At 69.8% G+C, this 17,668-nt stretch carries 15 protein-coding genes; 6 read left to right on the top strand and 9 right to left on the bottom strand.

All coding sequences use genetic code 11. The features are described from left to right. Positions 1-23 precede the first annotated feature (23 nt). Complete coding sequence (locus AC1DBE_RS10480; protein ID WP_476903666.1) at positions 24-638, bottom strand: carbonic anhydrase; 615 nt, start codon at positions 636-638, stop codon at positions 24-26. A gap of 10 nt (positions 639-648) precedes the next feature. Continuing rightward, a complete protein-coding gene (locus tag AC1DBE_RS10475) occupies positions 649-1,356 on the bottom strand; it encodes a DUF4245 domain-containing protein (RefSeq protein WP_476970456.1) in 708 nt (235 codons plus the stop codon). 193 nt (positions 1,357-1,549) lie between these two features. On the opposite strand from AC1DBE_RS10475, the gene glpX reads away from it, so the two are divergent. Then, positions 1,550-2,572, top strand: a complete 1,023-nt coding sequence (gene glpX, locus AC1DBE_RS10470; protein WP_476879322.1) for a class II fructose-bisphosphatase — start codon at positions 1,550-1,552, stop codon at positions 2,570-2,572. A 149-nt stretch (positions 2,573-2,721) separates the two neighbouring features. After that, positions 2,722-3,696 (top strand): UDP-glucose 4-epimerase GalE, encoded by a 975-nt coding sequence (galE, locus tag AC1DBE_RS10465; RefSeq protein WP_476903667.1) that lies wholly within the window; start codon positions 2,722-2,724, stop codon positions 3,694-3,696. Between the two features lie 66 nt (positions 3,697-3,762). Here the strand turns inward: galE and AC1DBE_RS10460 are convergent, their stop codons facing one another. The 5 genes from AC1DBE_RS10460 to AC1DBE_RS10440 form a co-directional block, all read right to left on the bottom strand. Further along, positions 3,763-4,722: a lipid II:glycine glycyltransferase FemX gene (locus AC1DBE_RS10460; protein WP_476970455.1), complete on the bottom strand. Its 960-nt coding sequence runs from the start codon at positions 4,720-4,722 to the stop codon at positions 3,763-3,765. Between the two features lie 3 nt (positions 4,723-4,725). Then, complete coding sequence (gene manA / locus AC1DBE_RS10455) at positions 4,726-6,009, bottom strand: mannose-6-phosphate isomerase, class I (RefSeq protein ID WP_476970454.1); 1,284 nt, start codon at positions 6,007-6,009, stop codon at positions 4,726-4,728. 68 nt (positions 6,010-6,077) lie between these two features. Then, entirely contained in the window at positions 6,078-7,709 is a 1,632-nt protein-coding gene (locus AC1DBE_RS10450) for an LCP family protein (RefSeq protein WP_476970453.1), read from the bottom strand. A gap of 11 nt (positions 7,710-7,720) precedes the next feature. Further along, on the bottom strand, positions 7,721-8,245 hold the full coding sequence (gene purE, locus AC1DBE_RS10445; protein WP_476970485.1) for a 5-(carboxyamino)imidazole ribonucleotide mutase: 525 nt from the start codon (positions 8,243-8,245) through the stop codon (positions 7,721-7,723). Positions 8,246-8,319: 74 nt separating this feature from the next. After that, positions 8,320-9,525, bottom strand: a complete 1,206-nt coding sequence (locus AC1DBE_RS10440) for a 5-(carboxyamino)imidazole ribonucleotide synthase (protein ID WP_476970452.1) — start codon at positions 9,523-9,525, stop codon at positions 8,320-8,322. A gap of 195 nt (positions 9,526-9,720) precedes the next feature. Here AC1DBE_RS10440 and AC1DBE_RS10435 point away from each other — a divergent pair, with 195 nt between their 5' ends. Further along, complete coding sequence (locus AC1DBE_RS10435) at positions 9,721-10,290, top strand: GtrA family protein (RefSeq protein WP_476879304.1); 570 nt, start codon at positions 9,721-9,723, stop codon at positions 10,288-10,290. Between the two features lie 11 nt (positions 10,291-10,301). On the opposite strand, the gene AC1DBE_RS10430 is transcribed toward AC1DBE_RS10435, so the two are convergent. Further along, positions 10,302-11,018: a TIGR03089 family protein gene (locus AC1DBE_RS10430; protein ID WP_476970451.1), complete on the bottom strand. Its 717-nt coding sequence runs from the start codon at positions 11,016-11,018 to the stop codon at positions 10,302-10,304. Positions 11,019-11,392: 374 nt separating this feature from the next. Between AC1DBE_RS10430 and AC1DBE_RS10425 the strand changes: the two genes are divergently transcribed. From AC1DBE_RS10425 to AC1DBE_RS10415, 3 genes are read left to right on the top strand one after another with little or no spacing between them, the layout of a single operon-like run. Then, complete coding sequence (locus AC1DBE_RS10425) at positions 11,393-11,938, top strand: WhiB family transcriptional regulator (RefSeq protein ID WP_476903669.1); 546 nt, start codon at positions 11,393-11,395, stop codon at positions 11,936-11,938. Next, positions 11,938-15,399 carry a glycosyltransferase family 2 protein gene (locus tag AC1DBE_RS10420; protein WP_476970484.1) on the top strand — a complete coding sequence of 1,154 codons (3,462 nt, stop codon included), beginning with the start codon at positions 11,938-11,940 and terminating at the stop codon, positions 15,397-15,399. Before AC1DBE_RS10425 ends, AC1DBE_RS10420 begins: the two co-directional genes overlap by 1 nt. Beyond that, positions 15,392-17,125 (top strand): DUF5719 family protein, encoded by a 1,734-nt coding sequence (locus tag AC1DBE_RS10415; protein ID WP_476970450.1) that lies wholly within the window; start codon positions 15,392-15,394, stop codon positions 17,123-17,125. Before AC1DBE_RS10420 ends, AC1DBE_RS10415 begins: the two co-directional genes overlap by 8 nt. An 8-nt stretch (positions 17,126-17,133) precedes the next feature. Here the strand turns inward: AC1DBE_RS10415 and AC1DBE_RS10410 are convergent, their stop codons facing one another. Next, positions 17,134-17,634: a metallopeptidase family protein gene (locus AC1DBE_RS10410; RefSeq protein WP_476970449.1), complete on the bottom strand. Its 501-nt coding sequence runs from the start codon at positions 17,632-17,634 to the stop codon at positions 17,134-17,136. Positions 17,635-17,668 lie beyond the last annotated feature (34 nt).

Here is a 17,668-nt window from a genome sequence, read left to right as displayed (position 1 = left end):
TGAACCCGGGGTCAACCGCAGCCCTAGAGCTTGCCGATCCCGGAGACGAGGTCCGCCCGGCCTTCGGCGAGGCTGTACGCCAGCCCGATCACCGCGGCCTGGCCATTCTCGACGGCCTCCGAAATCACCCGGGAGCTGTCCACCAGCCGCTGTGAGGTCTGCTTCACGTTCTCCACGACCATGTCGTTGATTTCGTGCTGGTCGTTGCGCAGCGAGGTGAGCACGGACGGGGTGATGCGTTCCACGAGGCTGCGCATGAACCCGACCGGCATCTCGCCGGTTTCCACCGCGTTTTTGGTGGCGGTGACAGCGCCGCAGCTGTCGTGGCCGAGCACCACGATCAGGGGCACACCAAGGACGCTGATGCTGTACTCGAGCGAGCCCAGCACGGCGTCGTCCATCACCTGGCCCGCGGTGCGGACAACGAACGCGTCGCCGAGGCCGAGGTCGAAGATGATCTCGGCGGCGAGCCGGGAATCCGCGCAGCCGAAGATGACGGCGAACGGGTGCTGGTTCTCCACGAGTTCCGAGCGGCGCGATGCGTCCTGGTTCGGGTGGGAGGATTCGCCGGCGACAAAACGTTCGTTGCCTTCGCGCAGCCGGCGCCAGGCGAGGGCGGGAGTCAGGTTAGTAGCCACGGCCCCTACTTTACGGTGCGGCGGTGGGAGACGGGGAAACCGTGGACGCCGGGTTACTTTCCAGGGCCTTTACGACGGCGGCGGCAAGGACCGAAAACTCGTCCAGCTGGGCCGGGCCACTGAGGATGACGGTGGTCCCGCGGTAGTCGAGCACCATGCTCTTCTCGCCCTTGCCGGTATCGCGCAGCTGCCAGTCGCGGCCGCCGGCGTTGCGGGTGCCCGTCACCGGTGCATTTTTGGTCTGCTGCAGCAGCCACGTCGGGTTGGCCTGCCGGGTCTGGACCAGGCCGATGAAGGACTCCTTGGGCGTCAGGTAGCCCACTTCCCAGGTGGCGACGCCGCTGCCGGAACCGGACTCCCAGCGGGCGTAATTCGAGCGGAACGTGTTGCCGGTTTCGGGTGCGACGGGTGTGAATCCCGCCACATCGGTGGCGTTCTTGGCGATCGCGCTGACGTTGATGTCCGGCCGGTATCCGTCGCCCTTGGGCGACGGGTTCATCAGCACCACCGGCAGGAAGGCCCCGATGCTCAGGACCAGGGCGATGATCATGCCGATCACCGACGCGTTCGCCCGCTTGGCCGCAGCGGCGCGGATGACGGGCTTGACGGGCTGGCCGCCGGCCGCGTTTCCCGCGTCCGGACCGGCCCCGCCCTGCGGTGATCCGGGGGTCTGGGGCGTCGTGTCCTGCAATTCATTCACCCCTCTATAGTCGCCCATTTCCGGCCGAACTCACATTCGGCGGGGTGCGGCCGCCGCCGCCGGACCGTTTCACTGTTTTGTCATTTCCATGACCCAAGGTGGCGCCGCGACTATGATCAATAACAGTCGGATCACCGCGGGGGCCGGAGCCCGGACACCGCGGGTTCAATGATCGCCACTCGAAGAAGAGGTTCACGTGTCACCAGCGTCCATGACCCAGAAGTACTCCACRCTTTCCCCGTCGCTCGCCGTCGGCATTGACGAGCCTGACCGCAACCTTGCCCTGGAACTTGTCCGCGTCACCGAAGCAGCCGCGATCGCCGGCGGCCACTGGGTGGGCTTCGGCGACAAGAACAAGGCTGACGGCGCCGCCGTCGACGCCATGCGCTCCTTCCTCCAGACTGTCCACTTCAACGGCGTTGTGGTCATCGGTGAAGGCGAAAAAGACGAAGCCCCCATGCTGTTCAACGGCGAACGCGTTGGCGACGGCACCGGGCCCGAGTGCGACGTCGCCGTCGACCCGATCGACGGGACCCGGCTGACCGCCCTCGGCATCAACAACGCTCTGGCTGTCCTCGCCGTCGCCGAACGCGGCTCCATGTTCGACCCCTCCGCCGTGTTCTACATGGAAAAGCTCGTCACCGGCCCGGAAGCGGCCGACATGGTTGACCTGCGCCTTCCGGTCAAGCAGAACCTGCACCTGATCGCCAAGGCCAAGGGCGTCAAGGTCAACCAGCTCAACGTTATGATCCTGGACCGGGACCGGCACCGCCCGCTGGTCGAGGAGATCCGCGAGGCCGGCGCCCGCACGAAGTTCATCATGGACGGCGACGTCGCCGGCGCCATCGCAGCGGCCCGCGCCGGGACCGGCGTTGACGCCCTGATGGGCATCGGCGGCACCCCGGAAGGCATCGTCGCGGCCTGCGCCATCAAGTCCCTGGGCGGCGTCATCCAGGGCCGACTGTGGCCCACTAGCGACGAGGAGAAGCAGAAGGCGATCGACGCCGGGCACGACCTCGACCGGGTGCTCTCCACCAACGACCTCGTCTCCAGCGACAACTGCTACTTCGCCGCTACCGGCATCACCGACGGTGACCTGCTCCGGGGGGTGCGTTACTCCAAGGACAAGGTCCTCACCCAGTCGATCGTGATGCGGTCCAAGTCCGGCACCATCCGCTTCGTCGACGGCGAGCACCAGGCCAGCAAGTGGGAGGGCTACGCCCGCAAGAGCTAGCCCCCAGCGCCGTTGCACAGCGTTGCACAGATCCCGGGACGCCCTGCGCGTCCCGGGATCTGTCGTCTGCGGGGGCTTCCCGGGCTCTGGTTGCCAGCGGTGTTGCGACGCGGGCCGTCATGGGCGCTGTCATTGGATAGGCTGGAGCCATGACTTGGCTTGTTACTGGCGGTGCAGGATATATCGGTTCCCATGTGGTCGCGGCGCTGCGCGCGGCCTCGATGCCGCCGGTGGTGGTGGACTCCCTCTCCAGCGGACACCGGGAATTCGTCCCGGACGACGTGCCGTTCGTGGAGGGGAACATCCTCGACGCGGACCTGATGGCGCGCACCATGATCGAGCACGGCGTGACCGGCGTGATCCACCTCGCCGGCTTCAAGTACGCCGGGGTCTCCGTGCAGGAGCCGCTGCTCACCTACGAACAGAACGTCACCGGCACCGCCCAGCTGCTGAAGGCCATGGAACTGGCCGACGTCGACAAGCTGGTCTTCTCCTCCTCCGCAGCCACGTACGGGACGCCCAGCGGGGACATCGTCACCGAGGACACCCCCACCCGGCCGGAATCCCCGTACGGGGAGAGCAAGCTGATCGGCGAATGGCTCATCCGGGACCAGGGCCGCGCCCGGGGCCTGAAGCACACCTCGCTGCGCTACTTCAACGTCGTCGGCTCCGGATCGCCGGAACTCTACGACACGAGCCCGCACAACCTGTTCCCGATTGTGCTGCGCGCCCTGACCTCGGGGAAGACCCCCAAGATCTACGGCACCGACTACAACACCGCTGACGGCACCTGCGTGCGCGATTACGTCCATGTGGCCGACCTCGCGACGTCCCACGTCGCCGCGGCCCGGGCCCTCGCCGACGGCCGGCCGCTGGAACGCGTCTACAACCTCGGCTCCGGCGACGGCCTCTCCGTCCGGCAAATCATGACGGCCATGGCCTCGGTCACCGGCATCGACTTCGAACCCGAGATCGGCCCCCGCCGCCCCGGTGACCCGGACCGGATCGTCGCCGACGGCGTCCTGGCCGCCCGCGACCTGGACTGGGAGATGCGCCACTCCGTGGAGGACATGGTGGCCAGCGCCTACGAGGCGCAGAAACGCGCCGGGTCGGCCGGAAGCTAAGCAGCTCCAGTAAGCCGGCCGACGCGTGCGTCCGCCGTCTTACCTGAGCCCGGAGCCCCCGTGGCCTTACCGGCGCAGCTTGGCCCGGAGCCTGCCCGCGGCCTGTGCCGCCCCGCGGGCCAGCTGGTAGGCGCTGTAGCGCAGCTTGTTGACCGGCAGGTCCCACGTTCCGGGGTAGGCGATCTCGCGGCCGCCGAAGGACTTCTTGAAGGCCGTGAATCCGGCCCACTTATGGTCAGGCTGGTCCGCCGGGGCCACACCCCACAAGTCCACGTGCGCCAGACCCTTGTCCTTGGCATCGGCCATCAGTGTCACGAGCAGCGGAATGCCCGCGCTGAGCTTCCGGTGGGTGTCATCGAGCGCGGCATGCGCGTAGGTCCGGGTGTCCGCGGAGTCATAGGCCAGGGCCGCGGCGATCGGCGTGCCCTCCAGCTCGGCAATGAACAAGGTGGCGGCGCCGGCCGGCATGAGGGTGCGGGCCACCTCGGTGAGGTAGCCGTCGCTTTGCGGCTTGAAGCCGTTACGGGCCGCCGTCATGTGCAGGAACTCCAGCAGCACGGAAATCTCCGCCGGGTCCTGGCTGGACCGGAACGTCACGCCCTTCTTGTGGATGTTCCGGTACAGGTTCCGGTTGACCGGCTTCATGTCCGCCAGGACGTCCTTGAAGTCACCATCCAGGTCCACGATCCAGCTGAGCTCGGGCTGCAGGTTCGCCGGCGCGGGCCGCAGGCCGCGGCTGCGCAGGACGGTGCCGGCGTCGGCGGTGGCAAAGCCGGCACTCACCGGCTCCAGCCGCACGGCCATGGCCCCGCAGCGGCGCGCCAGCGCCGTCAGCGCAGCCAGGGCGGCGTCGAACGCGGCCAGGGATTCGGCGAGCGGGCCGTACGGGGCGTAGAGCACCTTGCCGGCCGCGTTGGTCTCCTCGACGGCCAGGAACCGCCAGCCCTCTCCGGACTGTTCATGTACGGTGCGGCCGAGGGCACGCTGGACGTTGGCCCAGTCGGGGCCTTGCAGGAAGTAGTCCACGGGTCAGGCCCTCAATCCGGTCGTAACGGCAAATGCAACGGCGGGCCCGGTGGCGCCGGCGGCGGGGTGCACGTTGACCGGCGCCTCGGCGGCCGGCAGGAACGCGGAGGCGCCGCGCTCCAGGTGCAGGCCGGACTTGGGGGAGTCCAGCAGGACCGCGCCGGACACCACGATGATGACGGCGGCCCCTGCCTGCGCCAGCGGGACGGGCTCTGCGCCGGGCGCGAGTTCAATGCGCTGCAGGGAGAATTCCTCGAACGGCGGCCGGTAGAGCTCCTGGCCCAGCATGCTGGCCTCGGCGCTGAGCTCCGGGACACCCACGGCCTCGAAAGCGATGGTCTTCAGCAGCTCCGGCACATCGATGAACTTCGGTGTCAGCCCGCCGCGGAGCACGTTGTCCGAGGACGCCATCACCTCGATCCCGAGCCCGTGCAGGTACGCGTGGACGTTCCCGGCCGGCAGATACACGGCCTCGCCCGGCGCCAGCGAGATCCGGTTCAGCAGCAGCGAGATCAGCACACCCGGGTCCCCGGGGTACTCCGCATCGAGATTGACCACCGTGGAGAGGGCCGCCGTGTGCGCGCCCAGGGGTGCCCCGGACACCAGCACGGCGACGACGGCGGCCGTCGCCTTGGCAACGTCGTCACCGCCGGCGATGAGCCGTTCAAACGCGAACCGGAGGGCAGCGGGTTCGTCCGTGCGCGCCAGATCCCCGAGCAGCCGGGGAAGCAGGTCCGGAACCTCAATCCCGGCCAGGTCGAAGCAGTCCACCAGGTGCTGGAAGACCGCCCGCGCGTCCGCCGCCGGGCGGAACCCGCACAGTGCCTCAAAAGGCGTCAGCGCAAAGATCATCTCCGGCTTGTGGTTGTCGTCCTTGTAGTTGCGCTCCGTGGCGGTACGGGCGACGCCGGCAGCTTCCTCGCGGTCGAAACCGGCCTTTGCCTGTTCCAGGGTCGGATGCACCTGCAGGGACAGCGGGTGCTCCGCGGCGAGGACCTTGAGCAGGAACGGCAGGCGCGGACCGAACCGGGCCACGCTGTCGCCGCCCAGGAAGTGCTCCGGGTCGCCGGCGATCAGCTCGTCCAGCGGCCGCCGGCCGCCGTCGTGCCCTGCCCCCGCAGCGTCCGTCCCCTCCGTCGTGGTGAGGGCCACGGAGGGGGAGTCCGGGTGGGCCCCGATCCACAGCTCCGCCTCCGGGCCTCCGGACTCGGCCCGGCCGAGCAGCCGCGCGATCGCTGTGGTGGAACCCCACGCGTAGGGCCGGAGGACGTTCTCAAGTTCGTACACGGAATACCTATCTGCTCGCGGAGGGTGTGGCGGGAGCCGGCGGGACGGGCGGGATGCTGCGGCACGCCCTAGAGCGGGGCGCACTGGCCGTTGGTCGCGACCAGGTTGCGGATGGACTGCTCGTCCCCGTTGCGCTTGAAGTCGTTGAGCATCTTTTCGGTGATCGGCACGCCCTCGGGCGTGGTGGTCACCGGCGTGAAGTCGGACGACGTCGGCGACGGTGCCGGCGAGGTGCCCGGCAGCGTGCCGGCTGCCGAGAGCTGCCCGGGCAGGGCGTCCGGCTGCCGGAGGGAATCGTCGGCCGCGCCCTGGGCGGGGGCCGGCGCGAGAAGTTTGTCCACGGCCTGATGGATCTTGTTGAAGTCCGGGACGGTGGAGAAGGATGCGTCGAAGTCCGGCGGTCCGATGGTCAGCCGGCTCACGGGCTGGCCCTTGGACTTCATGGCAAGGTCGACGAAGCTGCCCAGTTGGCTCGAGGAAATATTGGAGTCGACCACCTTGGTGCCGGCCTTGACGATGTCCTCGAACTTCGCCAGGAGCGTTGCCGGGTCCAGCTGTTTGAGCATGGCCTGCTGGACACACTGCTGGCGGGCGATCCGTGCGTAGTCGTCCACGAATTCGCGGGAGCGGCCGTACCAGAGGGCATGAAACCCGTCCAGCTTGTTATCGCCTGCCGGGATCCAGCCCAGCGGCATACCGTGGATGCCGTGGGCCTCGTCAGTGGTGGGCCCGCTGATCGGCACCCAGCCGCCGGCCTTGATGCGGATGCCGCCCATGGCGTCGATAAGTTTGGCGAAGCCGTCCATGTCCACGAGGACGTAGGCCTGGACCTTGATGCCGAGGGTGCCGGAGACCGCCTCCAGGGTGGCCTGTGCGCCCGGATCCTCCACCCCGGGGTAGAGCTTCTTGTACTTGTTGGTGACCTCGGTGTTGATGGCGTTGATGAGGCACTCGTCGCCGCAGTTGTAGCCGTCCGGGTAGATCTTGCGCATGGGGGAGTCGGCGGTGAACTGGGCGTTCTGGAGGTTGCGGGGGATGGAAATAATGGCGGACTTGCCCGTCTTGGCGTCCACGCTGATCACGGACAGGCTGTCAGGGCGGCGGCCCGTGCGGTCCGCGCCGGCGTCTCCGCCCATCATCAGGAAGTTGTAGCGGCCCTCGGACGGCTCCATAGCCGGCCCGTTGGCGAAAATCGTGCCGATCGCGTCGCGCCCGACGTTCAGCAGGTACGCCGCGTAGCCCAGGCTGCCGCTGCTGAGCACCATCGCCAGGACCAGGGCGACCACGACGGCGGCCCTAGGACGCGGTTCCAGCAGTCCCGGCCGGATCAGCCGCAGCGTGTTGAGGAACAGCACCGCCCAGCCCACGGCCAGGGCCACAAGCACAATGACCAGCACCAGCGAGGCGGCGGCATTGGCGATGATGTTGATCAGCGTCGAACGGGAGGCGAGCAGCAGGACCAGTGCGATGGCCAGCAGCACCCAGGCCGTGAACGTGACCTTCAGGGCGTTGCGGCCCAGCCGGCGGTTTCCCGCGGCGATCTGGGCGCTGCCGGGGACCAGGAGCGTCATAACGATCAGCAGGAGGGCGCGTTTGACCAGGACCCGCGGTCCCGCACCCGAGGGGTAGCGGACCGGGTTGGTCAGGGCACCCCGGGGCGGCTGCTGTTGGTGCGGTGCAGCGGTGGAACCTTTGCTCATGGACGGGATACCTACCGGCCGCCCCGCGTGACGCAGTTTTCGGCGGAGAAGACCTCGGCCACCTTGCTGCGCAGGTTCGCGCCCTTACGGGTGGCGGCGTCGTTGAGCTCCTGGGCAAAGTCCATCAGGTCGGACCTCAGCCGCCCGGCCAGCTCGTCGGTGCCCGAGGCGAGCATCCGCACCGCCAGGAGACCGGCGTTGCGGGCACCCGCGATGGAGACCGTGGCCACCGGCACACCGGCGGGCATCTGCACGATCGACAGCAGCGAGTCCATCCCGTCCAGGGTTTTCAGCGGCACGGGCACCCCGATGACGGGCAGGGGTGTGACCGAGGCGAGCATGCCCGGAAGGTGGGCGGCACCGCCCGCTCCGGCGATGATGACCCGCAGGCCGCGTTCGTGGGCCGTCTGCCCGTAACGGATCATTTCCGTGGGCATACGGTGGGCGGAGACGACGTCTGCCTCAAAGGGAATGCCGAATTCTGCCAGGGCCTCGGCGGCGGCTTCCATCACAGGCCAGTCGGAGTCTGAGCCCATCACAAGACCCACGATGGGAGCCGCTCCGTTGGCGGCGGACCCTGAGGGCGGCGTTGGGGTTTCGGTGCTGGCGTTCACGCGGTCTCCTCGGTGGTTCCGGGTGCGGTGGTGGCCGTGCCGCTGTACGCCCGACCGTCCCGAATGATGTTGGCAACTGTGCCCGCCCGCTGGCGGACCGAATCGACGTCGGCCGTCGAGGTACCGACCAGGTTGACGTGGCCGATCTTCCGGCCCGGCCGCACGGCCTTGCCGTAGCAGTGGACCTTGGCGGCCGGTTCGCTGGCGAGGGCCGCCGGGTAGGCGGAGAAAAGGTTCTGGTTCTCGCCGCCGAGGAAGTTCTTCATCACCACAACCGGGCCCAGCAGGTCGGTGGCGCCCAGCGGCAGGTTCAGGACGGCGCGCAGGTGCTGTTCGAACTGGCTWGTGACCGAGCCGTCCTGCGTCCAGTGCCCGGTGTTGTGCGGGCGCATGGCCAGTTCGTTGATCAGGAAGCCCGCACCGACTCCGGGTGTTTCGAACATTTCCACGGCCATCACGCCGGTGACGCCGAGCTCGTTGGCGATCCGGATTGCGGCGTCCTCGGCGGCGGCGGCCACCTCCAGCGGGATCTCCAGTGCGGGGGCGATCACCTCATCGCAGACCCCGTCGACCTGGACGGTGTGCACCACGGGCCATGCCCGGGTCTCGCCGTCGGGGGTCCGGGCGACCATGGCGGAGAGTTCGCGGCTGAAGTCGACCTTCGCTTCGGCCAGGAGCGGGGACATGGCCTCGAACCAGTCAGCGGATTCGGCGGCGTCGGCCGCGGACGCAACGATCCGCACGCCCTTGCCGTCGTAGCCGCCGCGCGGCGTCTTGAGGACCACCGGCCAGCCGGCGTCGTCCCCGAAGGTAATGAGGTCTTCGACGCCGGCCACGGCGGACCAGCGGGGATTGGGCAGCTCCAGCCGGTCGATCGCGGCCCGCATCACCAGCTTGTCCTGGGCGTTGACCAGGGCATCGGGTCCCGGATGGACGTTGACGCCGGCATCGATCAGGGCCCGCAGGTGGGCGGTGGGGACGTGCTCGTGGTCGAAGGTGAGCACGTCGAGCCCGCGGGAGAACTCCAGCAGGTGGTCGAGGTCGGTGTAGTCGCCGACCGGGGCCTGGGCCACGGCGGCGACCGCCGAAACGTCCCCGCTCTCGGCGAGGACGCGCAGTTCGAAGCCGAGGGCGGTCGCGGCAGGGGCCATCATGCGGGCGAGCTGGCCGCCGCCAACGACGCCGATTACTGGAAAAGTCACATCCCCCAGCCTACCGAATACCGCACCGGAAGCGGCCCCCGGCCGCCGCGGCCGCCGCAACAGCCGTCTTTTTTGGCGTGTCCCGCCGGGCGGCAACCGATGGAATAGGGCCAGCTGGAAGCGCGCCGTCGAAAATCGGCGCTAAAATGGCATGTTGGCCGTACGGCCGCCAGGTACTACGGGCCACGGAGGGTCATGATTAACACACTTGCAGAGCGTGCGCGCGGGCTGGCCTCGCTTTTCTGGCGCGAGGTCGCTAAGTTCGGCGCCGTCGGCGGTGTCGCCTTTGTCATCGACAACGGCCTGACGTATTACCTGATGCACGGCGCCATGTCCGACAGTGAAGCCAAGGCCCGGTTTGTCGGCGCCACGGTCGCCACGATCTTCTCCTGGGTCGCGAACCGTTTCTGGACCTTCCGCCACCGCCGGCAGGAAAACGTGCTGCGCGAGTTCGTTATGTTCGTCCTCATCAACGGCATCGGCATCGGGATCTCCACCGGCCTCACCGCCCTGGCCAAGTACGGCATGGGCATCACCGACAAGAACATGCTGTTCCTCGCCGGTGTGGTCGGCATCCTCGTCGCCACCGTGGTGCGCTTCTTCGCCTACCGCTTCCTTGTCTTCAACAAGGAACTCGATGATGAGCCGGAGTTCTCCCACGACCACGAGATCATCGAACGGCACCAGCACGGCCAGGCCGGCGTCAAGGTACCGGGGCAGCCGGTCCACGAAGCCGACCCGTCCGGCACACCCGAGAACCGCTGATCCGGCGGCCGTCAGCTCCGACTGACGCGCTCGTCGCCCAGCAGACGGTCCGTCACGGCGACGTCCGGGTGGACCAGCACCACGGACCCGTCGCGCTGCCACGCCCCGAGGGCCTGCGCCAGGACTGACTCCAGCCCCTCCGCCGCCCGGACCAGCAGGCGTTCCCCGTCCCCGGCAGGCGCGGACGCTGACGCGGCGAACCCGTCCAGCAGCTCGGCGTGCGTGTAAAGGGTCCCGGACCCGCCGCGGACAGCCCCGCGGCCGGCCTCCGGGTCAACGTGGGCCATAAAGACGTCCCCGTGGCTGCGCACCTCGGCGGCATAGTCCAGCACCCCGGACGGCAACCCGCCGGACCACCGCATCGCCAAGGCCGGCAGCGCAACTGCCACAACGGCGTCGAACCCGCCCTCTGCGGCCGCCGGACCGGGCTCCGCGGTGGCCAGCAGATCGGCCTCCGCGGCGTCCAGCACCACCTCCATGCCAAGCTGCCATGCCGCCAGCGCGAGGACCACCGATTTCCAGTGCGCCGGCAGGTCCAGCCGCAGCCGGGTGCCGGGTTCGGCATCGAGCTCGTCCTGCAGCAGGTTGCTGGTCTTGGCCACCCAGTTGTCGAGGACCCTGCCGGAAAGTTCCACCCGCTCCGCGTCGGGGCCGTACCAGGTCAGCCGGGGTGAGGTCGACTGTCCGGAACGAAGGTCTGCCATGAGGTTCAATGCAGGGATGTTCATCCGATCATCTTGCCACGGGGCCGCGGGCGTGATCTCGGTCACAGCACTGACCCCCGCGGCCGCGGACCCGCCGGCGGCGGTGGAGCGCCCGGCCGGAAAAGTTGGCGTAATTGCACGCGAAACGGCGAAAAAGCTTCCAAAAAGTACTCAGTAGGCTGTCAATTTCGCGTCATCCCGCGGAACAGCCCGCAAAACTCCCGGGCGTGGCGTGCCCCGGCAATTCCCCGGAACTTGATTATTATCTCCGCTGCGGCTTGACTCCCGGATACTTACACACGTGTAATTAGGTATCGAAAGCCCATGCGCATCAGGCGGCACACAACCGAGTGTCCGAGGGTCAGGCAAGGGCTGTAAAAATCAGAGAGGGAACGCCGATGGGGCTTGCAGCGCGTATCCATGAAGACGAAGTTGTCGCCGGCCAGGCGACGGCAAAATACCGTTCACGCGGGGTGCCGAGCGACTGGTACGTAGACCCGGCCGATCCGGATGCGGCGGAGCGGTACAACGAACACACCCAGGATTCACTGCAGGACCAGGCCACGGCCTTCCTCGCAGCCCACGAAGCTCTTCTGGCGGGAAACCCGGAGTCGGACCATGATCCGCTCGACCCGCCAATGGAATTGCAGACCCTGCATTCCGGCACCACCGCCCAGCCGGTGTGGATCGGACTTCCCTCCCAGCAGGACTTCGACGATGAAGGCGAACTGGGATGGCAGACGGACGCGCTGTGTGCGCAGACCGACCCGGAGGCCTTCTTCCCGGAAAAGGGCGGATCCACCCGCGACGCCAAAAAGGTGTGCGGTGCGTGCAACGTGCGCTCGCAGTGCCTGGAGTACGCCTTGTCCAACGACGAGCGCTTCGGCATCTGGGGCGGCCTCTCCGAGCGGGAACGCCGCCGGCTTAGGAAGCGAGCAGTCTAATTCTTCAGGAAGTACGGGTCACCGCCGTTGTGGTAGCCCACAACGGTGGTGACTATCTCCCCAGGACCCTGGCGGCAGTGGCGGGGCAAACGCGCCCGGCGGATGCGGTCATCGGCATTGATACCGGATCCCGAGACCACTCGGCGGCACTGTTGGGGCAGGCCCTCGGACAGTCCAACGTCACCGTCTACGACCAGACCCGCAGCGGCATGGGCGGCGCGGTCCAGGCCGGGCTGAAGGCCCTTGCCCCTTGGCGCGGCGACGCCGGACCGGCCAGTGCCGAGTGGATCTGGCTGCTGCACGACGACTCAGCGCCGGACCCCGAGGCCCTCGCCGAACTGTTGCACGCCGTCGAACGGGCACCCTCAGTGACCGTGGCCGGCTGCAAGCAGCTGGACTGGCACGCCGGACGGCGGCTGATCGACGTCGGACTTTCCACCAGCCGCTGGGCCGAACGCCTCACCCTGATCGAAGCCGATGAACTCGACCAAGGCCAGTACGACGGCCGCAGCGACACCTTCGCCGTCAACTCGGCGGGCATGCTGGTCCGCCGTGACGTCTGGGAAGACCTCCGCGGCTTCGACCCCGCCCTGCCCGGCAGCGGCGACGACGTCGACTTCTGCTGGCGCAACCGGCTCGCCGGCCACCGGGTGGTGGTGGTACCGAGCGCCCGGATGTTCCACGTATCGCACCGGCCGCAGGCCCTGGGGAACGCGACGGCGGCCCGCAAGGCCCAGGTCCACCTCCGGCTCAAGCACGCCCCCGCATGGAAGGTCCCGCTGCACGCCGTCGGCGCCCTCTTTGGCAGTCTCTTCAAGCTTGTCCTCAGCATCGCCGTCAAGGACCCCGGCCACGGATTCTCGCAACTCCTGGCAACCCTGGGTGCACTGGCCCGGCCCGCCGCGGTATTCCGCGGCCGCCGCAACGCCGCCCGCACCCGTCGCATCCGCCGGTCCGTCATCAAGGGCCTGCAGACACCCCGGCGCGAGGTCTGGGCCCACCGCCGCTCACTGATGGAGGCCCTGGGATCGGATGATGCCAGCGACTCCGCCCGGCACGACGCGCTGGGCGAGCAGCCCAGCGGTGATTCTGCGGACGACTTCGCGGCCCTCGGCACCACCGAACGCGGCTGGGTGGGCAACGGCGCCCTGCTGGCCCTGCTGGTCACCGCGGCGGCTTCACTCGTCGGCCTCCTGAGCCTTTTCCGGGCCGAAGCCGTGACCGGCGGCGCCCTGATTCCCGTCTCAGCCCGCCTCGACGAGATCTGGAACCACGCCTCGAGCTGGTGGATCGCCCTCGGCGCCGGGCTGCCCGGCCACGGCGACCCCTTCGGCTACGTCCTGTGGGTGCTCGGCGTTCTTGGCGGCGGCAATGCCAGCGGCGCCGTGGCGTGGCTGCTGCTCCTGGCGATGCCGTTGTCCGCGCTGGGGGCCTGGTTCGCCGCCGGCGCCCTGACCGCCCGGCGCCGTCTGCGCCTCGCCGCAGCCCTCGTCTGGGCCGGCGCCCCCGCCCTTCAGGTCGCCCTCAACCAGGGGCGCCTGGGTGCGCTGGTGGCCCATGTGATGATGCCCCTCCTGGTCCTGGCCCTGCTGCGCGCCACCGGATCCGCTCCCGGCCGCGGACGTTTTGCCGTTCCGGCCCCGGGGGAGCGGCGCTTCACCGAGGCCCCGCCCGCCAAACCCGGTATCAACGGCACCCCGTCCTGGACCGCGGCCGCGGCCGCGGGCCTGGCACTGGCCGTAGTCACCGCCGCGGCGCCATCGCTGCTGCTGCCCGCCGTCGTCGTTGTGACGCTGTGCGGTGTGCTGCTGCGGCGCCGCGGACGCACCATCTGGTGGTCCCTACTGCCCAGCCTCGCCCTGTTCCTTCCCTTCGCCATCTCGGCCGTCGACCGGCCGCGCGCGCTGCTGGCCGATCCCGGCCTGCCGCTCGGCTTCGACGCGGCGCCGCTCTGGCAGCAGGCACTGGGACAGCCGCTGCGCTTTGAGTCCGGCGCCGGACTCGCCGATCTGGCGGCCTTCGGCCCCGGGCCCGTCCCGTGGGCGCTCCTGCTGGCACTGCTGCTGGGACTGCCTGTCCTGCTCCTGGCCCTCGCCGCCCTCTTCCTTCCCGGCCGGCACGGCACCAGCCGGCGGCCGCGGCTTGCCCGCAGCCTCTGGGCAGGCGCCCTGGTGATGCTGGCCGGCGGCTGGCTGGCCGGGCACGTTGCCACGGGCGCCAGCGCCGACGTCCTCGTCACCCCCTTTACCGGGCCCACCGTCTCCGCCGCGGTCTTTGCGCTGCTGGGCGCGGCGCTGTTCGGCGCCGAGGCCCTGCTCGACGCCGCTGACGGCACCGGCGAAGCCGCCCTGGCCCGCACCATCCTGATCCGCGGCACCGCCATCGCGGCCACCGCGCTCCTGCTCGCCGCCCCGGTGGCGGGCCTGGCCGCGTGGGCGGCGCACAACGTGCTGCAGTCCGACCCGCCGGCCCTCGCCACGGCAGCCGGCGGGGACCCCGCCGCGGGCACCACCGCGGACACCGCCGACGCCGGCAGCATTGCCGGTGCCACGGCGGGCACCGGCACCGATCCGGACGCCAGCGCCGCGCTCGGCTCCCGCCGGCTGGTGCAGGCGGGCAAGGCCCGCACCCTCCCGGCGACGGCCATTGATCGTGGCGAGGGGCCGGAGCAGACCCGGACCCTGGTCATCTCCGCGCAGGAAAACGGCACCTTCGCGGCCGCCCTGATGCGGGGGGCCGGCACACGGCTGGATGACCTCTCCACAATCGCCTCCGCCCGTCCTGTCATCGGCGCACCGGGAGAGGAAACGGTCCGCGAGGACGACGCCGTTGCGGCCTCGATCCGCAGCGTCGTCGCCACGATCGCCGCCGGCCAGGGCGTCGACCCGCGCCGCAAGCTCGAACAGCTCGGCGTCGGTTTTGTGGTGCTGGAAGCCAGCGACACCTCCGCAGAGCTGACCGCGAGCCGGATGGACGCCGTCCCCGGACTCGTCGCCGTGGGCCAGACCGATTCCGGCTGGCTCTGGCGGATCAGCCCCCTGGACGACAAGGCAACCAAGGCCGCCGACGTCGCCCACCGGGTCCGGATCATCAACCGCGCCGGTACCACGGTGGGGCTCCTCCCCGCCGGTGCCGTCGCCTCCGACGCCACCGTTCCGTCCGGACCGGAGGGCCGTCTGGTGGTCCTGGCCGACCGCGCCGACCCGGGCTGGAGCGCCTGGCTGGATGGCAAGCGCCTGACCTCCACCACCTCCGACTGGGCCCAGGCCTTCACCCTCCCCGCCCAGGGCGGCCGGCTCAGTATCCGGTACGAGAACCCGTGGGCCCTGTGGACCGGCATTGCCCAGTCCATCGTGATCGGACTGACCGTCCTGCTCGCCGTCCCGATGCCCGCGCGCCGACCCAACACCGGGCTCTCCAGGGACGAAGGCTCGCTGCGTAAGGAACATCAGCATGCATGACGACCAGAATCCGGCCACACCGGCGGAACCGGCCAAACCGGCCGACCTGTCCGGGCCCGCCGACACCAAGCGGGACCGGAGCGGCCGCACCGCCCCGCGTGCCGCCGCCGGAGTACCCGGGATAGCCCGGCTACGGCGTGTTTCGCGGACAGTCGGAGGGATATTGTCCGCCGTCGTGCTCGCAGGCGCCGGCGGCGGCCTGGTCGCTGCAGCCGCCCTTGCCCCGCAGGGCCCCGGCACCCGGCAACTGAACCCGCCGCTAGCCGCCGTCCCTGCCGGCAGCAGTGTTGATATCTGCCCCGGACCGGCACGCCTCATCCAGGGCTCACCGGTCGGGACCGACCCGCAATTCAGCCCCGAATCGGCCACCGCCAGGACGGCAGTCAGCGCCATGGTGCTCAGCACCGGCACCGGCAACCTGCCCGGAAGCCGGCTCGCCGCACTCACCGGGAACCCCGTGGTGGAACTCGCCAAACCCGTCCCGTCGGCGTCGGCTGCCCCGGCCCCCAGCCCAGCCCCCGCAGCCTCCGCGCCCACGCCCAAGGCCGGTGTGGTGCCGGACCGCAGTGTCGACGCCCCCAGTGTCCTCAGCGCCGACGCGCAGGGCAACCAGCAGCCCTCCGCCGGAGCCGTCCTGAGCTACACGGCCACCGACGGCGATCTCCGCGGCACGGCGGCAGCCGCCTGCCAGCGCCCGGCCAACGACCTCTGGCTGGTCGGCGCCAACACGGCCCTCGGCCGCACCGCCGTCCTCAGCCTCAGCAACGCCTCCGGCACGCCCGCCACCGTCAGCATCGATCTCTTCGGCGCCAAGGGCCCCATCCACGCCCCCGGCAGCCGCGGACTCCTGGTCGCCCCCGGCAGTACCCGCTCGATCATCCTCGCCGGCCTGGCGCCAGGGCAGGAGCAGCTGAGCCTGCGGGTCCGCAGCACCGGCGGCCCCGTGGCCGCCGTCGTCCAGCAAAGCGTCCTCCGCGGGCTGACCCCGGGCGGCGTGGATTTCATCACCCCCGGAACAGCCCCGACAACCCGGCAGGTCATCTCCGGGATCGACATCCAAAGCCCGGCCGGGCTGGCCGACCTCGCAGGAAAATCCGGCTTTGCCGACGCCACACCCGCCCTGCAGATCACCGTGCCCGGCGCCGCGGACGCCGTCGTGGAAGTCAAACTCTTCGGACGCGACGGCCAGAAACCGCTGCCCGGCGGCGGTGTGGTGACCGCGAAAGCCGGTGCCGTGACCCAGGTTTCACTCGCCGGCGTTCCGGCGGGGCATTACACGGTTTCGGCCAGCTCGGACGTCTCGTTCGCGGCAGCAGCCCGGGTCACCCGCGGGCTCAAAGCCGAGGACGCGCTTGACTTCGCCTGGGCGCCCTCATCCGCCCGGCTCGCCAGCCAGCACGTGGTCCCAGTGCCGCGGTCCGGCCAGCGGTTCCTCGTCTTCGGTGCACCGGACGGGAGGGCGGCGATCTCCTACGCGCCGATCACGGCCGACGGCACCATCCACCCGGCGGCCTCCGCCGACATCGCCGGCGGAACCACTGCCTCGGTCCGGATCCCCGGAGACATCGACGGCGCACCGCTCGTGGGCTACCTAGTCTCAGCGTCGGGGGAGGCAGCCTACGGGGCCGTGCTGCTGCAGAAGGATGGCGGCTCGGACATTTCGAGCATCCCGGTCACGCCCGGGGCGGCAGGCCAGGAACAGGTCCCCGTCACCCTGGGGTACTAAACGGCCCGTTAGTAGCGGCGCCGGTACACCGGGTCCAGTGACTCGGGCGGCACGCCGAGCATCTCGGCCGTGCGCTCCACGACGACGTCGTGCACCAGGTCCTGGAGCTCCTCGCGGCTGCCGCAGGCCTGCTCCACCACCCGGCGGTACAGGGTGATCACCGGGCCTTCCTCGGCGGTCGCCGGCGCGTACGCGCCCATCGGCGCCGGCGCGCCTTCGGCCACCAGCTGCTCGAGGCCTGGCGGGATCTCATCCACCGCGAAGCGGACACCGTCCAGCGGCTTACCCCAGATGTCATGCAGGCGCTGAGCCGAATCCAGGACAAAGTCGTCGAAACGGTCCGACCGCGTACGGTAGCCGGGCAGTGTTGGAAGCATCAGCTCTCCGCGAAGGCCCCGGCCGTGCCGGTTCCTGCGGCGTTGCCGGAAGCCCTTCCCCAGGGCGGTGCCGCCGGTGCCGGGGTCAGCCAACCGGACCGTAAAGCCGGAATCATGGTGCGATGACTGCATAACTCGACTCTAAACCCGGCGTCTGGTTTCTGCG

The organism is Arthrobacter sp. 10T416 (assembly GCF_056394165.1).
This window is presented reverse-complemented; position numbering and strand designations above follow the sequence as displayed.

Excerpts from the sequence above, each read along its gene's own strand:
- AC1DBE_RS10475 (WP_476970456.1), bottom strand. The coding sequence starts at position 1,356 with ATGGGCGACTATAGAGGGGTGAATGAATTGCAGGACACGACGCCCCAG.
- galE (WP_476903667.1), top strand. The coding sequence starts at position 2,722 with ATGACTTGGCTTGTTACTGGCGGTGCAGGATATATCGGTTCCCATGTG.
- AC1DBE_RS10450 (WP_476970453.1), bottom strand. The coding sequence starts at position 7,709 with ATGAGCAAAGGTTCCACCGCTGCACCGCACCAACAGCAGCCGCCCCGG.
- purE (WP_476970485.1), bottom strand. The coding sequence starts at position 8,245 with ATGGGCTCAGACTCCGACTGGCCTGTGATGGAAGCCGCCGCCGAGGCC.
- AC1DBE_RS10435 (WP_476879304.1), top strand. The coding sequence starts at position 9,721 with ATGATTAACACACTTGCAGAGCGTGCGCGCGGGCTGGCCTCGCTTTTC.
- AC1DBE_RS10430 (WP_476970451.1), bottom strand. The coding sequence starts at position 11,018 with ATGAACATCCCTGCATTGAACCTCATGGCAGACCTTCGTTCCGGACAG.
- AC1DBE_RS10425 (WP_476903669.1), top strand. The coding sequence starts at position 11,393 with ATGGGGCTTGCAGCGCGTATCCATGAAGACGAAGTTGTCGCCGGCCAG.
- AC1DBE_RS10415 (WP_476970450.1), top strand. The coding sequence starts at position 15,392 with ATGCATGACGACCAGAATCCGGCCACACCGGCGGAACCGGCCAAACCG.
- AC1DBE_RS10410 (WP_476970449.1), bottom strand. The coding sequence starts at position 17,634 with ATGCAGTCATCGCACCATGATTCCGGCTTTACGGTCCGGTTGGCTGAC.